This is a genomic window from Petrotoga sp. HWHPT.55.6.3, from assembly GCF_002895495.1.
GTDB classification, from domain to species: domain Bacteria; phylum Thermotogota; class Thermotogae; order Petrotogales; family Petrotogaceae; genus Petrotoga; species Petrotoga mobilis.
In genome coordinates this window covers 1-23,502 of sequence record NZ_AZRJ01000013.1, presented here as the reverse complement: position 1 = coordinate 23,502, position 23,502 = coordinate 1, and the positions used below count along the sequence as shown (strand labels likewise).

Here is a 23,502-nt window from a genome sequence, read left to right as displayed (position 1 = left end):
ATGGCAAAAAATGAAAATGTTAACATAGAAGATTTGTTGGTAGACCAGAGCAAATTTGATTTTAGAAATCCCGAGACGTACGCCTACAAAACCATTCCAGGATTAAACGAGAAGGTGGTTCAGGAAATATCCGAGCAAAAAGAAGAGCCTGCCTGGATGAGAGACTTACGTTTAAAATCTTTACATATATTTGACACATGGAGAGATCCTCGATTCGGGGTTGATGTTTCTGACTTAGATGTAAGTAAAATCGTTGCATACATTAGGCCAAAGGCAAAAAAGTCTACATCATGGGATGAAGTTCCTGCCGAGATAAGGGATACTTTCGATAAACTAGGAATACCAGAGGCAGAAAAAAAGGCTTTAGCTGGCGTTGGAGCGCAGTACGACTCGGAAATCGTTTATCAAAACATAAAAAAAGAACTTGAAAATTTGGGAGTAATATTTTTAAATATGGAAAGTGCCGTTAAAGAATACCCGGATTTAGTTAAAGAGTATTTCATGAAGGCAGTAGCTCCTACAAACCACAAATATGCTGCTTTACATGGTGCCGTATGGAGTGGAGGAACATTTTTATACATTCCAAAAGGTGTAAAGGTTCCATTGCCACTTCAAGCCTATTTTAGGATGAATAACCCGGGAATGGGGCAAATGGAGCATACGATAATCGTTGCCGATGAAGGTAGCGAGGTGGCATTCATAGAAGGTTGTTCTGCTCCTTATTATGAAATAACAAACCTCCATGCAGGGATGGTAGAAATATATGTAAAAAAAGGCGCCAGGGTAAAATATGCAACGATTCAGAATTGGAGCAAAAATACATACAATTTGAATACAAAAAGAGCAATAGTTGATGAAGATGGTATAATGGAGTGGGTATCAGGCTCTTTGGGTAGTCATAAAACGATGATATACCCATCTTCAATACTCAAAGGCAAAGGAGCGAAAACGGAAACTAAGGCGATCACTTATGCCGGGCCAAACCAACACATGGATTCAGGATCAAAAGTTTTCATGTTCGCGCCATATACCAGTGCAAATGTCGATGCTCGAAGTATAAGTATCGGTGGTGGTTGGGCTTTTTACAGAGGATGGTTGAAAGTAGGAGAAAACGCCAAAGGTGCAAAAGCTTCAGTATCTTGTCAAGCATTGATGCTTGATAATGAATCTAAAAGTGATACGGTGCCTCTTATTGAGGTTTACACTGATGATGCAGATGTTGGACATGAAGCTCGCATAGGTAGAATCAAAGAAGAGCAGATTTACTATTTGATGAGTAGAGGGTTAAGTGAAGCTGAGGCTAAAGCCATGGTGGTTAGAGGTTTTGTAGAGCCTTTTGCAAAAGAGCTTCCATTAGAGTACGCTATTGAATTGAACAGATTAATTAATTTAGAAGTAGAATCAAGCATAGGATAACATTTTTGATCGAAATAGTTATAACAAGGAGTGAACAATAATGGACACAATTTTTGAGAAACCTATAGATATGAGGCATAAAGATCTAAAAGCGGTTGAATGGCAAGTCCCCCAAATTACACCAAAAAGAGATTACGGGGATTATGAATTTCAAGCATCACTGGAACACATCTCTAATGAAATGTTAAAAACATTCAAAAATTATAGATACGAAGCTTACAAAAATTGGGGTTTCCCTAAATGGAAAAGGGCTAAATTAAATGGGTATGAACCAGATAAATACGTTTCCTTTGTCCCTGTTAGCACAACAGGGAAGATATTAGGTTTGAATGGAATCGACCAGGATGGAATAGAAATTTTAGCCAAATACGACTTTGAAGGTGCTCATAGGAAGTTTTTATTGATGGCTGAAGCTTTTTCTAATACTGGTTTTTATCTGAAAACCAACGAAGGAGAAGAAAGAGAACTGATTACTTTGACGTATGACTGGAAGTTCCCAATTTATGAGACCTCAGTTTATAACATAAGCCCATTTTCTAAAGCCACAGTAATTAGGTATTTAATGCCAAGCAAAAATGAAAAGTTATTTAGAACAACTTCAAATAGAATAATAGTGAAAGAAAATGCTTCTTTAGAGCTGATAAATATAAACTTATGTAACAACGACAGTATAAATATTGATAACACACTTATTGAAGTGCAAAAAAATGGAAAAGTTGAAGTCGTTGATATAAATATTGGTGGAAGAATTTCTTCACCTCATATTGTGTTCAGACTTGCAGGAGAAGGCGCACAGGCTCATTTGTTCCCTTATTTTTTGGGAGATGAGGATAACGTTATTGACATGCTTTATTTAATGAGGTTCTATTCACCTGAAACAACTGGGGCAATCGATGCCAAGGGCGTTATAAAAGATGAATCAAAGGCGATATTCAGGGGTTTCTTGGACTTGAAAAAAGGTGCAAAGGAAGCCAATGCATCCGAATCAGAGTACACTTTAACCCTTTCTGAAAAAGCCAAAGCTGAAGCGCTTCCCAGTTTGTTGGTGGATGAAAATGAAGTAAATGCTGCACATGCTGCTACTGTAGGTACTATTGAAAAGGAGAAATTATATTATCTGATGACTCGTGGATTTTCGTTGGAAGAAGCCAAAAAATTAATCTCTTCAGGTTTATTTGAATCCGCTATAGACAGAATTAAAGTTTTTGATGAAGGGATGAGTCAGGTGGTAAAAGATGTTATCTTCCAAAGAATATGAGGAGATATTTCCAGCTTTAAAAAGAAAAATAAATGGGCATAAATTGATCTATCTTGACAATGCTGCCACCACGTTAAGGCCAAAGGAAGTTATGGATGCTGTAAATGAATACAGCCTCAACCATCATTCCAACGTCCACAGATCAGCGCACACTTTAGCAGCTGAAGCTACTCAGTATTATGAAGATGCGAGAAGTAAAGTTGCAAATTTCATAAACGCTGAAGCCGAAGAAGTTATTTTCACAAAAGGTGCGACTGAATCTCTTAATCTTATAGCATATTCCGTTGCAGTTTCAAATATTTTGCAGTCTGATGACGAAATTTTGATATCTACAATAGAACATCATGCAAATTTTGTTCCCTGGCAGCAAATAGCCAAAATTTTTAATTTAAAGATAAAATACTATCCCGCTAAAAGTGGGATTTTTGATTTATCTGATTTTCTCAAGCATATTACAAATAAAACGAGGTTAGTAAGTATTACCGCTTTGTCAAACGTTACCGGTCAACTTATTCCAGTTAATACTTTAATAAAACAAATTAGAAATATCAGACAAGATGTAATTATTGTTGTGGATGGGGCTCAAGCTGTACCTCACCTTCCTATCGATGTAAAAAAAATGGATTGTGATTTTATAGCCTTTTCTGGCCATAAGATGCTTGGACCCACGGGAATAGGTGTGTTGTATGGTAAAAGAAAGTATTTAAACATGATGACCCCTTTTTTGTTTGGGGGAGAAATGATCGATAAAGTTTCTACCGATGGAACTACTTTTAACGTGTTGCCTTACAAATTTGAGGCGGGAACTCCAAACGTTGACGGAGCCGTAGGATTAGCTAAAGCCATAGAAATACTTGAAAGTATTGGCATGGATAATATTCAAGAACATGATAAACAACTCACCTCTTATGCATTGAAAAAATTAAAAGAGTTAGATTTTTTAGAAATATTCGGCCCTCAAGACGAAACGCAGCAGTCAATAATATCCTTCAATATGAAAGGTGTTCATCCACACGATGTAGCGCATATGTTGAACGATTTGACTGGAATAGCCATTAGAAGCGGTCATCATTGTGCACAGCCATTGATGAAAGAGTTTGGTACAACCGCCACTTGTAGGGTAAGCTTCTATTTGTATAACGAAGAAGAAGATGTTGATAAATTATGTGAAGGATTAAAAAAGGTTTGGGAGTGGTTAAAATAGGTTTAGAAGAACTTTACTCTGATATAATATTAGATTATGCAAAAAATGAGAGGTACAAAAAAGAGATACAAAACGCTAAGAAAGCTGAAGGGAAAAATTTATCTTGTGGAGACGAGATAACCCTTTATTTAAAAGTAGAAGATAATATAATAAAGGAAATTACTTTCACAGGGCATGGCTGTATTATAAGTCAGGCAAGTGCATCGATGATGTGTGAATACCTTGAAGGAAAAACAGTAGACGAGGCAAATAAAATTTTTCAAGAAATTATAAAGATGTCACAAGGCAAAGAATTTGATAAAGAATTAGTAGATGGAATAGAAATTTTTTCTGATATCTCCAAATTTCCTATGAGAACTAAATGCTTCACCCTTGCTTGGCATACGTTGGATGACGCCCTCAATGGTGGAAACAAGTAAAAATTAAAAAACCGCCTCAGCGAGGCGGCTTTTTTCTTAACTTTCTACAATATCTTTTAGTTGTGCTACTCTGTTTGGATGTCTCAATTTCCTCAACGCCTTAGTTTCTATCTGCCTTATTCTTTCTCTTGTGACGTTAAAGAACTGTCCAACTTCTTCTAGTGTCTTTTGTTTGCCATCTAAAAATCCATATCTCATTTTCAAAACCAAAGCTTCTTTAGAGTTTAAGGTGTCAAGAACTTCCTCCAGTCTTTCTTTCATAATCATTTTTTGAGCTTCTTCTTCCGGGGTTGTTTCTTCGGTACTAATAAAATCTCCTGTTTCAGATTCTTCATCATCACCATTACCGCTAGATATAGGTGAGTTTAAAGAAAGTACATCTTTTGCACTCATTAGGATTTCATTAATCTTATCTTCTGGTTTATCTAGAATTTCTGCAAGTTCTTGTGCTGAAGGATAATCTCCGTTTTCTTGTAAATACTCTCTGATAACTTTGTTCATTCTGTTTATAGTCTCAACTAAATGAACAGGGATTCTAATCGTTCTTGCTTGATCAGCTATGGCTCTGGTAATTGCCTGTCTAATCCACCATGTTGCATAGGTTGAGAATTTGAAACCTTTTCTCCAGTCAAATTTGTCTACAGCCTTTATCAATCCGATATTTCCCTCTTGGATCAAATCTAAAAAAGTCAACCCTCTACCCGTGTACCTTTTGGCTATACTGATAACTAACCTTAAATTTGCCTTTATCAGTTCGTCTCTGGCTTTCTGATCACCTTTTTGAGCTCGTCTTGCTAGTTGCCTTTCTCTGGAAGGACTTAAAAGCTCAACTTTGCTTATTTCTTTGAGGTATATTTTTATAGGATCACCTAAAGAAATATTGTCATACATTTTAAGCTCTGTATCGGAAAATAACTCTTCAACCTCTTCATTTTCATATTCCGTTTCATTTAAGGCATCTTTCTCTTCTTCTTCAACTTCTTCTTCTAAAATTTCTATACCTTCTGCTTCCAAAGCCTCGTAAATCTTTTCTATGTAATCACTGTCAATTTCTTCCGATAAATCTGTAGGGATCGCATGATCAATATCGGAATAAGATAATTTATTGCCTTTGTTCTTTGCTTTATTTATTAATAATGAAATGAAAGTATCTACTGATTTTGCTTCTTCGTGGGACTTTTTCACTTTTACTTTAACGGTATCTCCGTCTTTTTCGGCATCTTCAAAATCGATATTCTCTATGCTTTTCATAATTTTTTTCTCTTCTTTCTCACTTATTCTTTTGTTTTTCACTTAATTCCCTCCTTTCATTAAAAAACCAGACTCGCTTTAAAAGCTCTAAAACTTTACAGAGCGCTTCTTAACACCTTGGCACACCCGGAACCGGAACAAGCCCCTTCAATTTAGAAAGTCTAGCAATGAAACTATTTATTTAGACACCTATAATATGATTTGGTTCTAAAAATACATAAAGAAATAAAAAGTTTTGGTAAATCTTCTATTAAAAATATTATTTACAATAACTCTAAAGGGTTTCTTTCCACAATCTTTTTTGCCTCTTCTATGTTCAAACCAGCAGACATAGCTACTTTTAAACTAAAATCATAGTCTAAAAAGTCATCTGGCCCGTGCGCGTCACTATTTACGAGTAATTTTGCATCATATTTTTGAGCCAATTTTGCTACATGCCCATTGGATAAACTATGACCCTTTCTGGCACTTAATTCTAAGAAAACTCCATTGCTAGCAGCCAGGGCAACTTCTTCCTCGGTAATTAAACCAGGGTGAGCTAATATATCTACATATTTTGAATTTACAGCGTAATAGTCAGTTTTTTGAAAAACCGGTTCAACTATAGTTTCTCCGTGAACCAATACAACATCTGCACCGTTTTCTTTTGCATATTTTGCAAGTTCATCTATTAAAGAGGGAGGAACGTGAGTAATTTCAACCCCTTTTAAAATCTTGATCCCTTCAAAGAAACTGCTTTCGTTATCAACAAATTTGTTCAAACTACTTAAAACAAAATCAATGTTGGATTCATCCACATGATCGGATATTGCAATGGCTGCATAACCGTGGGTTTGTGCACGTCTTATCTGTTCGCTGCAGATTAATTCTCCATCACTCAAAATTGTGTGTGTGTGAAAATCATAGACTTTATTCAAAAAAAGACCTCCTCATTTTTGTCTTAATAATAGTATACAAATCTTTAATTCTTTTAAATCTAATAGTAACTCATTTACCTTGAAGTTTAACACATTCTATATTATAATAGTAGTGAAAAAAGAAAGATCCCCCTATCCCCCTGAGATAAACCCAGACATTCTTGCCGGATCCCTCGTGGATCCGGTTTTTTTTAATCTTTTTTTGATGTATAATTATATCACAAAAACTTTTAGCTAAATTAAAGAGGTGAAATTATGCTTCATGAGTACAAAGGCAAATATCCTGTTGTTCAAGAAGATGTTTTTTTAGCTCCTGGTTGTCAAATTATTGGAGATGTAAAGATTGCTAAAGGATCTAGTATTTGGTACAATGCCACATTGAGGGCAGATATTGGTTCTATAACCATTGGAGAATTCTCAAACATACAAGATAACTCAGTGGTTCATATCGACACCGAATATCCAACTATAATTGGTAATTACGTTACTATTGGGCACAACGCTATTATACACGGCTGTGAAATCTCCGATAACTGTCTCATAGGTATGGGAGCAATTATATTAAACGGTGCAAAGATAGGTGAAGGGTGTCTTATTGGGGCAGGAGCTTTGGTAACAGAAAACAAAATAATTCCTCCCAAGAGTTTAGTTTTAGGGGTTCCAGCAAAGGTCATAAGAAATCTTACTGATGAAGAGTTCGAACAAATTAAAGAACACGCTAAAGAATACTTTAATTTGGCAAAAAGTTATAGCAAAAAATAGTAATGCCCTTTAAACAGGCATTACTATTTCTCGTTCACTTCTTCCACTATTCTTTTAGTATCTTGAGCTATCATTAATTCCTCATCAGTTTTTACTATTAAAATGTCAACATCAGAATCCGAAGCTGAGATAATTCCGTTTTTTCTATTCAACAAAGTATTTTTTTCTTTATCAATTTTAACTCCAAAGAAGTCTAAGTAATCACAGACGTCCATTCTTACATGTTCGTCATTTTCTCCCACACCCGCTGTGAATACCAGCACATCTAACCCTTTTAGTGCGGTTATATAACTTCCTATATATTTTGCTAAGCGATATACATACACATCGTATGCCAACTTTGCCTTTTTATCCCCATTTTCTATTCCTTTTCTGATGTCTCTCATGTCGTTGCTCGTTTTACTCAAACCGTAGACACCACTTCTTTTGTTCAACAAATCGTCCACTTCGTCTACGCTGTAGCCTTTTCTTATAAGGAAAAAAACTATTCCTGGATCTATATCTCCGCTTCTTGTTCCCATTATCAATCCTTCCAAAGGTGTGAAGCCCATCGATGTATCGATCACTTTTCCTCTGTTAATTGCAGCTAAAGATGCACCGTTACCTAAATGTGCCGTTATCATCTTTAATTCGTTCATATCTTTTTTTAATATCTCAGAAGCTTTTTGAGATACGTACCTGTGACTGGTCCCATGAAATCCATAACGTCTTATCTTGTATTTTTGATAAAGTTCGTAAGGTAAACCATACATGTACGCTTTCTCTGGCATCGAATGGTGAAATGATGTATCAAATACCGCTACTTGAGGTACGTTGGGTAATAATTTTTTAGCTGCTCTTATGCCCATCAAATTGGGAGGGTTATGTAAAGGAGCAAGATCAGAGTTCTCTTCTATAGCTTTAATAACTTCTTCATCTATCAGTACGGAAGAGAAAAACTCTTCTCCTCCATGTACTACCCTGTGCCCAACCGCATCTATCTCATTTAATTCTTTTAAACATCCATATTCAGGATCAGTGATCAATTCCATAGCTTTTTTCAACGCTTCTTCATGGTCTTTTATCTTGGTTATGTTTTTGTACTCTTTTCCTTCGTTTTCTTGTTCAATATCTGATTCTTGTTCCCCTATTCTTTCAACCAACCCTTTAACCAGACAACTTTCGTTTTCCATTTCTAATATTTGATATTTTAAGGATGAACTTCCGGAGTTGATCACTAGTATTTTCATTCGAAATCCTCCTGTTAATATTTTTGGTTAAAATAAAAAAGTACAACCATGGAAGCCATGGCTGTACTTTAAATCAAGCTTTATTAGCAGAACCTAAAAGCTCCAATCTATCTGAAACAACCTTTTTCACATAAGACTTTGCCGTTTCCATGTATTTTCTAGGATCAAACTCTTTGGGATTGTTCTGCAAGAATTCTCTTAGTCCTGCAATAAAAGCCATCCTAAGGTCAGTATCTGTATTTACTTTATTTATACCTAATCGAACGGTTTCTTTCAATATATCTGAGGGTACACCTTTTGATCCTCCGAAATCAGCTCCATAATTTTCAGCTATTTCGACCATTTCTTGCACAACACTTGAAGCACCGTGTAGTACCAAAGGCATTTTTGTCAATTCTTTAACTTTTTTCAATCTATCAAAGTCTAATTTAGCTTCTCCTTTAAACTTAAATGCTCCATGGGAAGTGCCAATAGCCGGAGCTAGAAAATCAACTTGGGTTTCCTCTACAAAATATTTCGCCTCATCGGGATTAACTAGAACAGATTCAGCTGAAGCAACGTTGTCTTCTATTCCAGCTAACTTTCCTAATTCTGCTTCCACTGAAACACCTGCTGCATGAGCTATTCTTACAATATCTTTTGTGGCTTTTAGATTTTCTTCCAATGGTTTATCAGATGCATCTATCATTACAGATGAATAACCAGCTTTAATTGCGGATATTATATATTTAAAATTCTTCCCGTGGTCTAAATGCAGAGCGATTGGTATATCTAAAGAATCTGCAAACTCTCTAACCATTTTTACAAACAGGCTTGCTCCTCTCAAAGGATCACCCATGCCAGCATACTTCATTGCCCCTTCACTTGTTTCGATTATCAGAGGAGATTTTTTCTCTATCCCTCCTTCAACTATAGCCTGGAGAAACTCAAGATTGTTAATGTTGAAAGCTGCAACCGCATAGTATTCCTTATTCGCCTTTTCTAAAATATCCTTTGTATTTACGTAAGGCATAATTTGTTTCCTCCTTTTATTGAATTTTTGTTATTATTTTTAGAGTCTCTAAAACTTTAGTAGCGCCCTTTTTAAGTTACTTCTTTATCTTTTAATTGTCTTTCTAGTACCGCCTTTTCTAGTAGTTCTACAAGCTCTTTTGCTTCGCTATCAACTTCTTTTTCTTTTAAAATTTCTTCAGGTGAAAGAGGTTCATTATAATAATCCTCATTCGCATTATCATCTGCTCTTATGTAAGCCCCTTCAACAGACACTCCAGCGTAGAAGCCCTTTGCAATTGAATAAGAATAAATGGAGGCTTGTAATTTATAATCTAAATCTGCAGAAAGCTGTCTACCCAATGGTCCAGCAGAAATACCAACTGAACCTCCTAAGGTAAAGTTGTTTCCCATGAACCCTTCCATTCCTTTTTCATTCATTACAACTAAGATTAACGCTGCGGATTGTACTCCTATTTGTGCTCCCCAGCTTAATCCATATATATTTACAAATGACGGCCCGTACCATTTTCCTGTTTCACTGTCTTTTCTTAATACAATGCCTTCACCATACTGTCCACCAACCACATAACCCAATTTATAAAATGTAGGAAAGATTACTAAGCCTTCTGACAATTCTACTAATTGAACAAAAGCTCCGCTATCTGGTTTTGATAATAACTCTTCTACAGCTAAGAGAGCTTCTTCTACGGTATCTTGAGCAGTGGCATATAAGCTAAATGAAAACAGTAGGATAATGAGAGTTGCTAAAATACTTTTTTTCATTTTTCATCCCCTCGCTTTTAAAACTTTACTTTGTTTAGAAACTTTAAGGCTGATTAGTCTAATAAAAATTTTTACTTTTTCGATTCTCTCTTAATATTATATCAAATAAAAAGATTATTTAAAAACGATGTATTTATTACTAAATAATAATGGCTACGAGTCCGATAGCAAAACAATAATATGAAAAATATTTTAGTTTTCCAACCAGTACCGTTTTTTTCAGTAGATACAGACCAAACAAACCAAACACGAACGCAAACAACCCTCCTAAAATTACCCAAGGAGAAAAAGTAACCTTATTTATTTCAAAAATACCCGCCCCAAAGGTTACAGGAAGGCTCATCAAAAAGGAATATTTTAGGGCATCTTCCCTTTTTGTTTTCATTAAAAGAGCACCGAACAACGTTGCACCGCTTCTAGATATCCCTGGAAATATTGCAAGGGCTTGCATGAGACCTATAATCAAGGCATCAACATAAGTTATCTGTGTTAAACTCTTTTTACCTTTTAGTGTGTCAGAAATTAATAAAAAGATGGCCGTCACTATTAAAAAAATCCCTATCAAATTAAGAGAAGAAAAGGCTGATTCGATCAAAGATTCCAAGGTAAAACCTACAACAGCAGCTGGGATTGAGGAAATGATTAATTTAAGGATTAGAGTAAGTGATTCTTTTTCCCATTTAAAGAGTCCCTTGATCAAATTGACAACTTCTTTCCAAACAAAGAACAATACGGCAAAAAAGGTGGCTAAATGAAGAAGAGCGAAATACGGTACATTTGTATCGATGTCCATGAATGATGAAAATATTGCAAGATGTCCAGAGCTGGATACTGGTAGAAATTCCGTTAGACCTTGTACGATTCCTAAAATGATTTCTCTCACTTTTTACCTCCTAGTATGATAGATTTTTTAATTGTTTTTCAACTTTTCTTTTAGATATTCTAAAGCTAATATATATCCATAGAATCCTAGTCCAGATATGACCCCATCGCATGAGGAAGAGGTAACAGATGTTTGCCTAAAACTTTCCCTTGCCATGATATTTGTTATATGAACCTCCACTTTCGGCACATTTACAATTTCCAAGGCATCTCTTATCGCATAAGAATAATGTGTATAAGCACCTGGATTGATTATTAAAGCTTCAAAATCCAATTTTTGAATTCTATCTATGATTTGGCCTTCTGAGTTTGATTGAAAAAACTCCACATCTATACTATTATTTTGTGCAAAATGGTTTATCTGGTTTTTTAAGTCTTCGTAAGTTTCAGCTCCATAGATATCTTTAGGACGTTTCCCCAACATATTCAAGTTAGGTCCATTTATTATCAGAATCAAAAGATTTCACCTTCTTTTATTTTGATTTCTTCTATTATAATATTTCCTGGTGACTTTAAAATTGGCAGTTTTATTTTTTTATTTGCGCCTATTTTTTTGTCATTTGATAAATAATAATATATGTCTTTTTCTCCTATTTGAATGTTTTTAACTTTTTCAGGAACAAGTGTTTCTAATGTGTCTTTAATTTCTAGATAATCTTTTTCTTTCAAATATTTTTTCTTGTAGAAAAATTCTATTTCTTTGATCAAACCCCATCCTACGGATAAACCATGTGCGATTCCTGTAGTGGCTTCAAAGGCGTGACCTAAAGTGTGTCCAAGATTTAAACAACTTCTCAACCCCGTATCTTTGAAATCTTGTTCCACTATACGAAGTTTTTCCTCTACGGATCTTTTAATAAAAAAAGATAATTTATCTAGATTCCTGTTAAGTATTTCTTGCAAATTCTCTTTAAAATACTCATAAAAATCATTCCCTGAGATCAATGCCATTTTATAACCTTCGATTAAACCTTCTATGAATGTTTCTTCATCTAAGGATAATATAGAAAGTGGATCTATAACCACTTCTTTGGGTAGGTTTATTGTTCCAACGACATTTTTATATTTTTTGAAATCTATTCCATTTTTTCCCCCTATTGCGGCATCGATCTGAGAAAGAAGTGTGGTAGGGTAAAAAGAAAATTTCATTCCTCTTTTGTAAGTGGAGCCAACAAAACCCGTAAAATCGGTTATAGTTCCTCCGCCAATCCCAAGAAGCAAATTATCTCTAGAGACATTGTTTTCAAGGAGATATTCGTAAGCCCTTATTACAAAAGAAATGTCTTTTGTTTTTTCCCCATTTGGTAAGACAAGTTTTTTCTGTGGTAGGTATTCTCCGTATAGTTCATTGACCTTTTCGCTGGTAAAAACTATCGAATCTGAGGGGAGAGACTTCAGGCTTCCTGCATTTATTGATACTTTTTGAAAAGATGAATCTATTTCAGCATCGTTTTTGATATCGTATTGGTAGAGAATTTTGGCAACCGATTCCCATTCGGTTAAATTTGTGATATCTACCGTTTTGAATTGTTCATACAATTCTTTTCGATCTTGGTATATCTTTATAATATTTTCTTTGTTGTTTGCTAGAAGGGGCCTATTTTCTAAACTTACGCGATCTTTAAGCTTTTCAGGATCCACTTTCAGGTATAAGGCATTTTCTTTTTTCAATATGGCTCTGTTTTTAGCGGCTAAAATTATTCCTCCTCCAGTTGATACAACTAAGGATTGAGTGTTTTCTGCTAATTTTTCGAGAATGTCGGTTTCCAATTTCCTGAAGTATTCTTCACCGTATCTTTCAAAGATGTCTTTTATTTTAAGATTTTCATTTTTTTCAATTTCTTCATCTATGTCGATATGGGGTATGGAAAGAACTTTTGAAATCTTTTTTGCGAGGGTTGTTTTACCTGACCCCATCATACCTACCAAGAAGATTTTCATCGAATATCACCCTATTTCTTGAAGTATCTATCTTTTATGAGTTCAATATTATCGTTTCCAAATCCGTCTATAATTTCTTCCATTAATATAATAGCTAGAGTACATTCTGTTATTACAGTCGCTGCGGGAATAACAACAGAATCAGATCTTATATAAGGTGCTTCTTTTGGTTCTTTGGTTTTAAGATCAACAGAAGGAAGAGGATTTGCAAGTGTAGAAATAGGTTTGAAGTAGGTAGTAACTATTATATTTTCTCCATTAGTTATCCCTGCTTCTATGCCACCTGCGTAATTCTTTGTTCTGTGTATAATACCATCTTCAACTTTGAAAGGATCTTGGAATTCAGAGCCAGGTATACTTACATCTTCTTTGCCTATAAAAACCCCTTTCACAGAAGGGATCGACATAAAGTATTTTCCTATTTTTGAATCAACTCTGTTCAAAACATCGGCGTAACTTCCCAATCCAGGTTTCACATTTGTGGCGAATGTTTTTACACTGCCTCCCAAGGTGGTTGCTTTTTTTAGGGCATTTTCTTTTATTTCTTCCATCATTTTTTCAGAAATATCTTCAAAAGGACATTGAACTTCCGATTCATTTCTTTTTTGAATATAGTAAGTGAAATCTTTTTGGATTTCTTCGAACCTTTCTTCTTCAACACTGACTTTTCCGATCGATTTTACAAAACTCATCGTTGTAATACCGAAATTTTCAAGAAATTGTTTGGCAACGCTCCCTATCGCAGTGAGTACACTTGTCCAGCGCGCGCTGTTTCTTTCCGTGTATATATTCAAGTCATCTAATCTGTATTTATACCAACAGGAATAATCCCCATGTCCAGGCCTTGGAATATGTCTTTCTTCTTTAATGGGATTTTTTGCTTTGTTGTTTATAATTAAAACCAATGGAGCTCCAGTAGTTATTCCCTCCCATAATCCGGAAACGATGATTACTTCATCTTTTTCTAATTTCATCCTGTTCCCCCGGCCGTACCCTAACTGTCTTCTTCTTAGATCTGTGTTTATTTTTTCTATATCTATCTTTAACCCTGCTGGTATTTCATCTATTAATCCAATCATCTGTGGACCATGTGAATCTCCAGCTATCTTTACTTGCATTTTATTCACCTCGAGCAAAAGTTTTGAATGTTTCATCGAATATTTCTGGTGTATAAATCTGCCAAATCTTCAAATTTTCAATTGCTTGATGGTACCAAAAAGTACGTCCATCTATACATTTGACACTATTTTCTTTTGCAATCTTTTGAAGAGGGGTATTATTGTAAACAATATCGTAAATTAAAGATAGATTAGAAAGATCTCTAACTTCTAAATTAAATGATTCTCCAAACATTCCAATAGAAGTGGCGTTTATGAAGGTTTTAGAACTAAGGATTATGCTTTGTAGGCGATCAAAAGATTCAATTTTTATATCTATTTTTGACAAGAAAATCTTTCTTAATTTTTCTGCTTTTTCAACCGTTCGATTTACAAGAAACAACTTTTTTATACCCATTTTTGACAAAGCGTAGATGATGGATTTGCTCGCACCACCCGCTCCAACTAAAAGTACTGGTTCTTGCAGCATCGATGATTTTAACGAGTTATAAAAGCCTTTCCAATCTGTGTTGTAACCTTTATTATTGAAAATGCAGTTAACCGCATTTATTTCTTTAGCTTCTTCAACAGGTTCGACGTATTTAATCACCTTTTCTTTGAATGGAACCGTAACGTTGAGCCCATCGTAAGAATCAATATATTTGATAATTTCATCGTCAAAATTATCAGGTACTATGACTATATCTTCATATACAGCATCGATATGAGCTTTTTTAAAGTATTCATTAAAAACCTTTTTTGATAAGCTTTCTTTGTGGGGGTATTCTAATAATCCAAATTTTTTCATCATATACTCCTTATCTTCTCAAAAATCTCTGTAAATTCTGGGAAAGATATATTCACGCATTCAAAATTATCAATTTCTATAGGATTATCTGCTATCAATCCGGCTATAGCAAGTGACATGGCTATTCTATGATCGTTGTAACTTTCACAAGTACAGTTTCCTCGTATTTTCTGATTGCCAATTATATCAAAACCATCTTCTTTTTCTAAAATATCTATGCCTAATTTTTTTAATTCTCTGGTGATTGCTCTTATTCTGTCTGTTTCTTTGTAACGTAATTCTTTTGCGTCTTTTATAGTTGTTTTCCCTTTCGCTTGGGTAGCAGCTATCGCCAGTATAGGGATTTCATCGATAATCAAAGGAATCATCTCACCTTTTATTTCAACACCTTTTAACGAACTACTTTTTACGAGTAAATCCCCAACTGGCTCATTGTTTAATGTTTTTTCGTTGATTATCTTTATATCCGCTCCCATCATCTTCAACACGGATAATATGCCAGTTCTAGTTGGGTTGATTCCCACATTTTTTATCAATAACGTCGAGTTTTTTGTTATAAGGGCAGCAACTATGAAAAAGGATGCGGATGATAGATCACCCGGTACAAAGAACTCCCGACCTTCAAGATTTTTAGTGAGACCTTGGATAACAACGGTTGTATCTTTTTGAGCGATATCAGCACCAAAATATTTTAACATCCTTTCAGTATGATCACGAGATTTGGCAGGTTCTATTACTTGAGTTTCTCCTTTCGCATACAAAGCTGCCAACAAAATTGCCGATTTAACTTGGGCGCTTGCAACTGGGGTTTTATAAACAATGGGGGATATATCTTTCGTACCCAATATTGTGATGGGAGCAAATTCGCCATTTTTCCTCGCAAAAAAACGTCCACCCATTTTACTTAGTGGATCTATGACTCTTTTCATAGGCCTTTCCCTCAAAGAGTCGTCCCCTGTAATTACACTGTAAAAATTTTGAGCCGATAATACACCCATCATTAAGCGCATTGTGGTTCCAGAGTTTTTTGCGTTTAGAACGTTTGATGGTTCAATGAAATTATCCTTTCCCTTACCCTCTACAATTACCTCATCTTCGCTAATTTGTTTGATACTGGCGCCTATTGAATTTAATATATTTAACGTACTTAAGGTATCTTCAGAACTTAAAAAATTGTGTATTTTTGTTTCACCTTCAGCGAGGGAACCAATGATTAGTGCCCTGTGTGATATTGATTTATCACCTGGTAGGGTGATCTCTGCATTTATATTTTCTGTTGGAGTTACTTCAATTTTCATCTTTTCCTCCCAATATTGAGTTTTTTTGCCTTTACAACTCGAATTTACTTATTTTGATCATATCATCTTTTATTTCGTTGTATTTATCTTCGATTAAATTCTTCTTGAAGGCATTTAACTCTTTTTCAAAGTTCTCAATTGAATCTAGTATATTCTCCTTGTTTTGTTTGAATATATCGATCCACATTTGGGGATCGCTTTTTGATAATCTTGTTGTGTCTTTAAAACCAGATCCGACTAATTTTAGATAATTTTCATTATCTTCTTTTAAATTCATCAGAGTTTTTACTAGATAATAAGCAGTTATCTGCGGCAAATGGCTTGTTGTTGAAAGAATTTCATCGTGAGTTTTAGCATCTATTATTATTGGAATGGCTCCGATTTTTGTGATCAACCTTTCAAACTTATTAAAATATACTTGGTCACAATTAGCACTTTTTATCAATACATATTTTTTGCCTTTGAATAAATTCGCCTTGGCGTTTAATGGACCAGACTTTTCTGATCCTGCCAATGGATGACCTCCTATGAAATTGACCCTTTTGTTTTTAAAAGTATCAAAGAGTTGCATAATTTCATATTTAGTACTACCCACATCGGTTATAACTGTATTTTCTTTTACTAGACTAATTGTATCATGTAAAATACTTTTTATACTTTCTACTGGCGTTGCAAAAATTATTAAATCCGCTTTTGAAATTTCTGATATTTTGGCAGGTTCATCGATAGCTCCTAACTTTAAAGCTTCTTTTAAAGAGTTATTATCGATATCGTATCCAATGATATTTTTAACTTCTTTTGTTTCTTTAAAGGCTAATGCTAATGAAGTTCCAATCAATCCAGTGCCAACAATTATCGCGGTGTCGAATAACATTAATCGTTCCTCCCAATAACAACGTTGTTTGTGTCTCAGGCTAAGATTTTACTGTCTATTTCTAATAAGGCTTTTATTTGATCCATTAATTCACTGAATTGCTCAAAATTTAGAGATTGCTTACCGTCAGAGAGAGCGTTTTTAGGATCCGGATGGACTTCTATTATTAATCCATCAGCACCAGCGGCTACAGCAGCTTTTGATAGAGGAGCGACGTATCTCCAATCTCCACTGGCGTGACTTGGGTCGATTATAATAGGTAAATGGCTGTATCTTTTGATTACAGGTATTGCACTGATGTCCAAGGTATTTCTGGTTTCATCAGTAAATGTTCTAATTCCTCTTTCACACAGTATAACTTGGTTGTTCCCTTCAGAAATGATATATTCTGCTGACATTAAAAATTCTTTATATGTAGCTGATAGACCCCTTTTAAGTAAAACTGGCTTGTTGAGCTTACCTACTTCTTTTAAAAGCGCAAAATTTTGCATGTTTCTTGTTCCTATCTGTAAAACATCAGCATATCTTGAAACCAACTCGACCTCTCTGGTGTCCATAACTTCTGTAACTATCTTTAGACCAGTTTCTTCACTTACTTCTTTGAGAATTTTTAATCCTTCTTCCTTTAAGCCTTGAAAAGAATATGGAGAAGTTCTTGGTTTATAAGCTCCACCTCTTAGGAATTTAACCCCTTTCTCTTTTAAGAATAGAGCGGTTTCTAAAACCTGTTCTTTACTTTCGACTGCACAAGGTCCAGCAATCGTTAAAAAATTTTCTCCTCCTATTTTTATCCCTCCTATGTCGTATATTGAATCTTTAGATTTGAATGTTCTACTTGCTAATTTGAAAGGTTGAGTTATCTCTACAACCCTTTCAACCCCCGGGAATGTTTCAATGTTGCTTAAAATGTATTCCCTGTCACCTTCTCCTACTACCCCAACGATCGTGTGATTTTCTCCTTTATCAGGATGAGCTTTAAAACCTACTTCTTCCACTTTTTTAATAACATTTCTGATTTCCTCTTCTGTTGCATTTTCCTCCATTACAATTACCACCAGAATTCACCTCCGAATTTTAAAAATATTGTCTTTAGAGATTCTAAAACTTGTTTTAGCGCCCCTTCGCCCCCTTAATTTATTTCTAAAGTATCTGTAAAAAAAATAGGTGCCTACTAAAAGAGTAGACACCCATTTTGGAATCTTTGCGGACTATGTTTTTATACGACAAAACAAAGCCACCAAAATGGGTGTCTTGCTAAAATACCAATAATATTTATTTTCATTTTCGATTAAGACCTTTGTAACCATTTATGCTCTCTCCTCAACTTTCCTTTAAATTTATTTTATCAAGAAAAAAGATTTTTGTCAACTTCAAAAGATTTTTTTCTCCGTAATTCAAAATTAATAGGTATAAAAGTATACACATCTGTAAAATAGACTAAATGAAAAGGTGCTAAAATTTTTTATGAAGTATAGATTTAAAATGCTTATTTACAAAGTAAATGGAGGTGAATAGTCATGTATTATACTACTATGTTGTTGTTGATACCACCATTGATATTAGCTATCTGGGCTCAAAGTAGAGTTAGCAGTACTTTCAACAAATATTCTCGGGTAAAGGCATCAATTGGAGAGCCAGGCTATATGTTTGCCAGAAGATTACTTGATTCCGTTGGGTTATATGATGTTAAAGTCGAAAGAGTAAGAGGTACTTTGAGCGATCATTATGACCCTACAAAAAAAGTTTTGAGACTTTCTGACTCCACTTATAACAGTTCGTCTATAGCGGCATTAGGAGTTGTGGCTCACGAAGCAGGTCATGCTATACAACATGCTAAGGGTTATAAACCTTTAGTTCTTAGGAATCTGGCAGTACCGTTGGCAGGTTTTGGTTCTAATATGGCGTGGATTATCTTTTTCATTGGACTAATTTTTTCTACACCTTTCTTACTGAATGCAGGAATTTTCTTGTTTCTTTTCGTGGTCTTATTTTCAGTTATAACGTTACCAGTTGAGTTCAATGCAAGTAGTAGGGCTTTGAAACTTTTACCCGTTATGGGCATGTCTAAAGAAGAAGTATCAGGTGCAAAAAAGGTGTTATCAGCCGCTGCGTTGACCTACGTGGCAGCTGCGTTGATGTCGATTGCTCAACTTTTGAGAATGCTGGTGTTAGCTCGTTCAAGAAATTAAGGTATATCTTCCTATGGTTTGCAAAAGATGGATACTGTATGGGCGAGTTCAAGGTGTTGGATTAAGACATTTTTTAAGAGTGCATGGAGTAAGGCTTCAACTTGAAGGGTACGTTAGAAACTTACCCGACGGTTCGGTTGAGGTGGTTGCACAAGGAGAAAAAGAAAAAGTTTTGAAACTAAAAACTATCATCTTACAAGGAAATGGGTTCAGTAGATTAGAAGATGTTCAAGAAGAAGATTTCCCCATAGGGAATTATGGAAGTTTCCATATAGAGTATTAAACCAAAATAGAGGCGAGTAGCCTCTATTTTTTTCACCATACTTTCAAACTTTTAGTAAATCTTTTTATTTCTTTAAGCAACTTACCTTTGTCATAACTGTTTTCATCGATTATTTTTATTAGGGCACTTCCCACAATTATTCCATCGAAGTATTCAATAATATTTTTAGCCTTTGTTGGGCTATCTATTCCAAAACCGATAGCTAAAGGTATATTAACATAATTTCTCACTCTTTGTGAATACTCTTTCAAATGCTCCATAGGTGCTTGGCTATCCCCTGTTACTCCCATAATAGATACACAATACAAAAATCCAGAACATACCTTAGAGATTTCTTTTAGTCGCTCTTCAGAGGTATTTGGAGCAACTAGTAAAATAGGATCGATACCGTTTTCTTTTATTTTTGCGTAAAATTCCTCTTCTTCGTCAAAAGGCAAATCAGGAATTATTACTCCAGAGATGCCTGTATTCACGGCTTCTGTTATAAAATTGTCGATACCATAATTGAGAATTGAGTTGTAATAACCCATTAAAACGAGTGGGCAAGTAACCTCTTCTTTGATTTCATTCAAGGTTTCAAAAATTTTTTTAAGGGTAACCCCATTTTTTAAAGCTTTTTGGCTTGCTTTTTGAATTATTGGTCCATCTGCTAAAGGATCGGAAAAAGGTATTCCTACCTCTATAATATCAACACCATCTTTGTTCAATTCTAATATAATTTCTTTTGTAGCCTCTAAGTTCGGATCTCCGGCTGTTATATAGGTGATTAAAGCCTTGCTATTTTTGAAAACTTCACTTATTTTGCTCATTCTAGTGCCTCCCTACCAAGTTTTATATAAGAATCGACATCTTTGTCTCCTCTTCCAGAAAGATTTATCACCATGATTTTATCTTTATCAAGTGATGGTGCAATTTTCATAGCGTAAGCTATTGCATGGGAACTTTCAAATGCTGGGATGATTCCCTCCAATTTCGTTAAAAGTTCAAAACCTTTCAACGCTTCTTCATCTGTTATCGATACATACTGAGCTCTTTTTTCATCATGTAGATAACTATGTTCAGGTCCCACACCCGGATAATCTAAACCTGCAGAAATAGAATATGCCAGTTGAATTTGACCGTCATCATCTTGTAAGACGTAAGATTTACTCCCGTGAAGGACGCCTATTTTCCCCGCAGTTAAAGAAGCGGCATGTTGGCCAGTTTCTAATCCTTTTCCTGCAGCTTCCACTCCTATCAATTCAACATCTTTATCTTCTATAAAAGGGTAGAATATACCCATAGCGTTACTACCTCCGCCAACACATGCAACTATATAATCAGGCAACCTTCCTTCTTTTTCTAAAATCTGATTTTTAGATTCATCACCAATAACCCTTTGAAAATCTCTAACTATTTTAGGATATGGATGTGGTCCTACAACAGAACCTATAACGTAGTGGGTGTTTTCTACGTTTGTAACCCAGTCTCTAATAGCTTCATTTATGGCTTCCTTTAAAGTTTGGCTACCGCTGTATACAGGCACTACTTTTGCTCCCAACATCCTCATTTTGTATACATTGAGCGCTTGTCTTCTGATATCTTCTGCCCCCATGTAAACTATACATTCCAACCCAAATCTAGCTGCAGCGGTTGCTGTTGCCACACCATGCTGGCCTGCACCAGTCTCTGCTATTATTCTTTTTTTATTCATTCTTTTTGCAAGTAATACTTGCCCCAACGCGTTATTAATTTTGTGCGCCCCCGTATGGTTTAAATCTTCTCTTTTTAGATATATTTTTGGACCATTAAGATATTCGGTGAATCTTTCAGCAAAATATAAAGGGGTGGGCCTTCCACAGTAATCTTTCAACAAACCTTGGTATTCATTTATAAAATCAGGATCTTTTGAATATTTTTCGTGAGCTTCCTCCAACTCTTCGAGCGCTGGAATCAACGTCTCTGGAACGTATCTACCTCCATACTGACCAAAATAAGCTTTTTTCATAAAATTTCATCCTCCTTTTTTATTTTTTTGCAATTAAAAAGTTTGTTATAGCACCCCTTCGCCCCGCTTCCCACCCTTCTTTAGAAAGGGACCTGCGGTCCCATAAACCCATACATTAAGGGGCTTCGCCCCTTAAGATCCCCAAAACCAAGTTCAAAGTCAAATTCATCTAAAAACACAGTTTGCATAGTGCAGCAAACAAGGGGTAAACCCCTTAAGATCCCCGTGCATCATTTGCTGCGCAAATGAGAATTTGGAAATTATTTCAAAGGAATTATGAACAAGGCGTTTTGCATAAGGCTGCAAAATGCTGCGCAAATGAGAATTTGGAAGTTACTTCTAAAGCTTTATAAAAAACATTTTGCACAAAGCTGCAAAAGGGCTCCGCCCTGTGACCCTTTTAAAATCAAAATCTTGTTTCTAAAACGTGCGTTAAAGACCCTTCGCCCCGCTTCCCACCCTTTTAATTTTATTATTTTATTTTGATAGAATTTATCCTATCGATAGTTTCTTTTATTAACCTAATATCTTTTTTACCTGGATACAATTCAACTTTGCTGTTTAGATCAACAGCATTGGGTTTAATCGTTTTTATAGCTTCAACTATGTTTTCTGGGCTCAAACCACCCGCTAAGATGAACGGTTTTTTTATATTAGCTTCTTTTAAAATCTCCCAATTGAAAGTATGCCCTGTACCACCTATCTTTTCACCAATTTTTGTATCAAATAAGAAGTAATCCACAAAATCATTGTACTTGGATATTTCTTCCAAAGAACTCTTATTTTCAATTTTAATAGCTTTTATTGTTTTTAACTTGCAATTTTTAATTATATTTACGTCTTCTGATCCGTGAAATTGAACGTAATCAAATACTTTACTTCTTTCAATTTTTTCAATTTCTTCTTTGACAGGATTAACTACTACAGCTACCCTACTTACAAAGGGGGGTAACTCTTTAGATATTTCAAGAACCTTTGATAATTCAATTTTTCTTGGGCTTTCAGCTAAAATGAAACCTAAAGCATCTACCCCGGCTTCGGATATGTTAATAGCGTCTTCAATGTTTGTGATTCCACAAACTTTTATCCTAATCACTGTAAATTGCTCCTTTTTTCTGGAAATAGTTCTCCAATCTTCGAAACAGGATCGTTTTCTTTCATTAGAGCTTCTCCAATTAATACCCCATCTACCCCCAAACTTCTAAGATAATCGATATCACTTTTTTCTTTAATCCCACTTTCTGAAATAACATAAAAATCCTTACGTTTATCTAATTTTTCAAGTTCTTCAAGTAGTTTTTCTGTGTTTCGTAAGCTAACAGAAAAATCATTCAAATCTCTGTTATTTATTCCCAAGATTTCAGTTTCAGTATCTAAAACCTTTGTTAATTCTTGGGGGTTATGAACTTCGACTATAGCTTCTAAACCAATATCTTTTGATATCTTAAGAAAATCAGAGATCTCTTTTTTTGTTAGTATTGAAGCTATGAGTAAAATAACGTTGGCACCAAGAAATAATGACTGGTAAATCTGTATAGGATCGATTATGAAATCTTTTCTTAAAATAGGAAGGTTTGTTTTGGTTCTTAACTCTTTTAAAATATTTGTACTACCTTGAAAGTATTTTTCATCAGTTAGAATAGAAATAGCATCTGCACCACCTTTTATATATAACTCTAACTGCCTTTGTGGGTCAAAATTCGTTGAAATGATCCCTTTACTTGGCGAGGCTTTTTTGATTTCCGCTATTAAAGTTAATTTTCCTTTTTTGAAGGTGTCTTTTAAGGAGATTTTCTTTTCTTTTAGCTTTGCTACTTCTTCCCTTTTTGTTTCTACTATTTTTTCTAAATACATCATTTCCTCCTTTATCAGAATTTTTCACTATTTTAGCGCCCCTTCGCCCCGCTGCCC

The 23,502-nt window shown here is 35.0% G+C and carries 24 protein-coding genes; 7 read left to right on the top strand and 17 right to left on the bottom strand.

Translation table 11 applies throughout. From position 1 onward, the window contains the following. The 4 genes from sufB to sufU are packed head-to-tail and all read left to right on the top strand — an operon-like array spanning window position 1 to window position 4,297. Window positions 1-1,416 carry a Fe-S cluster assembly protein SufB gene (gene sufB, locus X926_RS04770; protein WP_103065230.1) on the top strand — a complete coding sequence of 472 codons (1,416 nt, stop codon included), beginning with the start codon at window positions 1-3 and terminating at the stop codon, window positions 1,414-1,416. A gap of 40 nt (window positions 1,417-1,456) precedes the next feature. Further along, a complete protein-coding gene (locus X926_RS04765) occupies window positions 1,457-2,674 on the top strand; it encodes a SufD family Fe-S cluster assembly protein (protein ID WP_103065229.1) in 1,218 nt (405 codons plus the stop codon). After that, window positions 2,652-3,878, top strand: coding sequence for a cysteine desulfurase (locus tag X926_RS04760; protein ID WP_103065228.1), 1,227 nt, complete (start codon window positions 2,652-2,654; stop codon window positions 3,876-3,878). The genes X926_RS04765 and X926_RS04760 overlap by 23 nt, the downstream gene beginning before the upstream one ends. Further along, entirely contained in the window at window positions 3,866-4,297 is a 432-nt protein-coding gene (gene sufU / locus X926_RS04755) for a Fe-S cluster assembly sulfur transfer protein SufU (RefSeq protein WP_233186682.1), read from the top strand. The genes X926_RS04760 and sufU overlap by 13 nt, the downstream gene beginning before the upstream one ends. 36 nt (window positions 4,298-4,333) lie before the next feature. On the opposite strand, the gene rpoD is transcribed toward sufU, so the two are convergent. Both rpoD and X926_RS04745 read right to left on the bottom strand, forming a co-directional pair. Next, a complete protein-coding gene (rpoD, locus tag X926_RS04750) occupies window positions 4,334-5,590 on the bottom strand; it encodes an RNA polymerase sigma factor RpoD (RefSeq protein WP_012208484.1) in 1,257 nt (418 codons plus the stop codon). Between the two features lie 221 nt (window positions 5,591-5,811). After that, entirely contained in the window at window positions 5,812-6,465 is a 654-nt protein-coding gene (locus X926_RS04745; protein ID WP_012208483.1) for a histidinol phosphate phosphatase domain-containing protein, read from the bottom strand. Window positions 6,466-6,720: 255 nt separating this feature from the next. On the opposite strand from X926_RS04745, the gene X926_RS04740 reads away from it, so the two are divergent. Next, entirely contained in the window at window positions 6,721-7,227 is a 507-nt protein-coding gene (locus X926_RS04740) for a gamma carbonic anhydrase family protein (RefSeq protein WP_012208482.1), read from the top strand. 23 nt (window positions 7,228-7,250) lie between these two features. Here X926_RS04740 and X926_RS04735 read toward each other — a convergent pair whose 3' ends face one another. The 11 genes from X926_RS04735 to aroF all read right to left on the bottom strand — a co-directional run bounded on the left by X926_RS04735 (window position 7,251) and on the right by aroF (window position 18,187). After that, complete coding sequence (locus X926_RS04735) at window positions 7,251-8,456, bottom strand: acetate kinase (RefSeq protein ID WP_103065226.1); 1,206 nt, start codon at window positions 8,454-8,456, stop codon at window positions 7,251-7,253. Window positions 8,457-8,529: 73 nt separating this feature from the next. Next, complete coding sequence (gene fba / locus X926_RS04730; RefSeq protein ID WP_012208480.1) at window positions 8,530-9,468, bottom strand: class II fructose-1,6-bisphosphate aldolase; 939 nt, start codon at window positions 9,466-9,468, stop codon at window positions 8,530-8,532. Window positions 9,469-9,539: 71 nt separating this feature from the next. Further along, entirely contained in the window at window positions 9,540-10,232 is a 693-nt protein-coding gene (locus tag X926_RS04725; RefSeq protein WP_103065225.1) for a lipid-binding SYLF domain-containing protein, read from the bottom strand. A gap of 139 nt (window positions 10,233-10,371) precedes the next feature. Beyond that, window positions 10,372-11,115 carry an undecaprenyl-diphosphate phosphatase gene (locus X926_RS04720; protein WP_103065224.1) on the bottom strand — a complete coding sequence of 248 codons (744 nt, stop codon included), beginning with the start codon at window positions 11,113-11,115 and terminating at the stop codon, window positions 10,372-10,374. A gap of 27 nt (window positions 11,116-11,142) precedes the next feature. Continuing rightward, window positions 11,143-11,571, bottom strand: coding sequence for a type II 3-dehydroquinate dehydratase (gene aroQ / locus X926_RS04715; RefSeq protein ID WP_103065223.1), 429 nt, complete (start codon window positions 11,569-11,571; stop codon window positions 11,143-11,145). After that, on the bottom strand, window positions 11,568-13,055 hold the full coding sequence (gene aroB / locus X926_RS04710) for a bifunctional shikimate kinase AroK/3-dehydroquinate synthase AroB (RefSeq protein WP_103065222.1): 1,488 nt from the start codon (window positions 13,053-13,055) through the stop codon (window positions 11,568-11,570). The genes aroQ and aroB overlap by 4 nt, the downstream gene beginning before the upstream one ends. An 11-nt stretch (window positions 13,056-13,066) precedes the next feature. After that, window positions 13,067-14,173: a chorismate synthase gene (gene aroC / locus X926_RS04705; protein ID WP_103065221.1), complete on the bottom strand. Its 1,107-nt coding sequence runs from the start codon at window positions 14,171-14,173 to the stop codon at window positions 13,067-13,069. Window position 14,174: 1 nt separating this feature from the next. After that, entirely contained in the window at window positions 14,175-14,960 is a 786-nt protein-coding gene (locus X926_RS04700) for a shikimate dehydrogenase (protein WP_103065220.1), read from the bottom strand. After that, a complete protein-coding gene (gene aroA / locus X926_RS04695) occupies window positions 14,960-16,258 on the bottom strand; it encodes a 3-phosphoshikimate 1-carboxyvinyltransferase (protein ID WP_103065219.1) in 1,299 nt (432 codons plus the stop codon). Before aroA ends, X926_RS04700 begins: the two co-directional genes overlap by 1 nt. A 31-nt stretch (window positions 16,259-16,289) precedes the next feature. Beyond that, on the bottom strand, window positions 16,290-17,132 hold the full coding sequence (locus X926_RS04690) for a prephenate dehydrogenase/arogenate dehydrogenase family protein (protein ID WP_103065218.1): 843 nt from the start codon (window positions 17,130-17,132) through the stop codon (window positions 16,290-16,292). A gap of 35 nt (window positions 17,133-17,167) precedes the next feature. Then, the gene (gene aroF, locus X926_RS04685) at window positions 17,168-18,187 is read right to left on the bottom strand and encodes a 3-deoxy-7-phosphoheptulonate synthase (RefSeq protein WP_103065217.1); all 1,020 of its coding nucleotides are present in this window, start codon (window positions 18,185-18,187) and stop codon (window positions 17,168-17,170) included. Window positions 18,188-18,649: 462 nt separating this feature from the next. On the opposite strand from aroF, the gene X926_RS04680 reads away from it, so the two are divergent. Continuing rightward, on the top strand, window positions 18,650-19,321 hold the full coding sequence (locus X926_RS04680; RefSeq protein ID WP_103065216.1) for a zinc metallopeptidase: 672 nt from the start codon (window positions 18,650-18,652) through the stop codon (window positions 19,319-19,321). Between the two features lie 13 nt (window positions 19,322-19,334). Next, the gene (locus X926_RS04675; RefSeq protein WP_012209023.1) at window positions 19,335-19,604 is read left to right on the top strand and encodes an acylphosphatase; all 270 of its coding nucleotides are present in this window, start codon (window positions 19,335-19,337) and stop codon (window positions 19,602-19,604) included. 32 nt (window positions 19,605-19,636) lie between these two features. Here X926_RS04675 and trpA read toward each other — a convergent pair whose 3' ends face one another. From trpA to trpC, 4 genes are all read right to left on the bottom strand, one after another. Then, the gene (trpA, locus tag X926_RS04670) at window positions 19,637-20,413 is read right to left on the bottom strand and encodes a tryptophan synthase subunit alpha (RefSeq protein WP_103065215.1); all 777 of its coding nucleotides are present in this window, start codon (window positions 20,411-20,413) and stop codon (window positions 19,637-19,639) included. Then, entirely contained in the window at window positions 20,410-21,591 is a 1,182-nt protein-coding gene (gene trpB, locus X926_RS04665; protein ID WP_012209025.1) for a tryptophan synthase subunit beta, read from the bottom strand. The genes trpA and trpB overlap by 4 nt, the downstream gene beginning before the upstream one ends. A 472-nt stretch (window positions 21,592-22,063) precedes the next feature. Beyond that, the gene (locus X926_RS04660) at window positions 22,064-22,687 is read right to left on the bottom strand and encodes a phosphoribosylanthranilate isomerase (RefSeq protein WP_103065214.1); all 624 of its coding nucleotides are present in this window, start codon (window positions 22,685-22,687) and stop codon (window positions 22,064-22,066) included. Further along, the gene (trpC, locus tag X926_RS04655) at window positions 22,684-23,445 is read right to left on the bottom strand and encodes an indole-3-glycerol phosphate synthase TrpC (RefSeq protein ID WP_103065213.1); all 762 of its coding nucleotides are present in this window, start codon (window positions 23,443-23,445) and stop codon (window positions 22,684-22,686) included. The genes X926_RS04660 and trpC overlap by 4 nt, the downstream gene beginning before the upstream one ends. Window positions 23,446-23,502 lie beyond the last annotated feature (57 nt).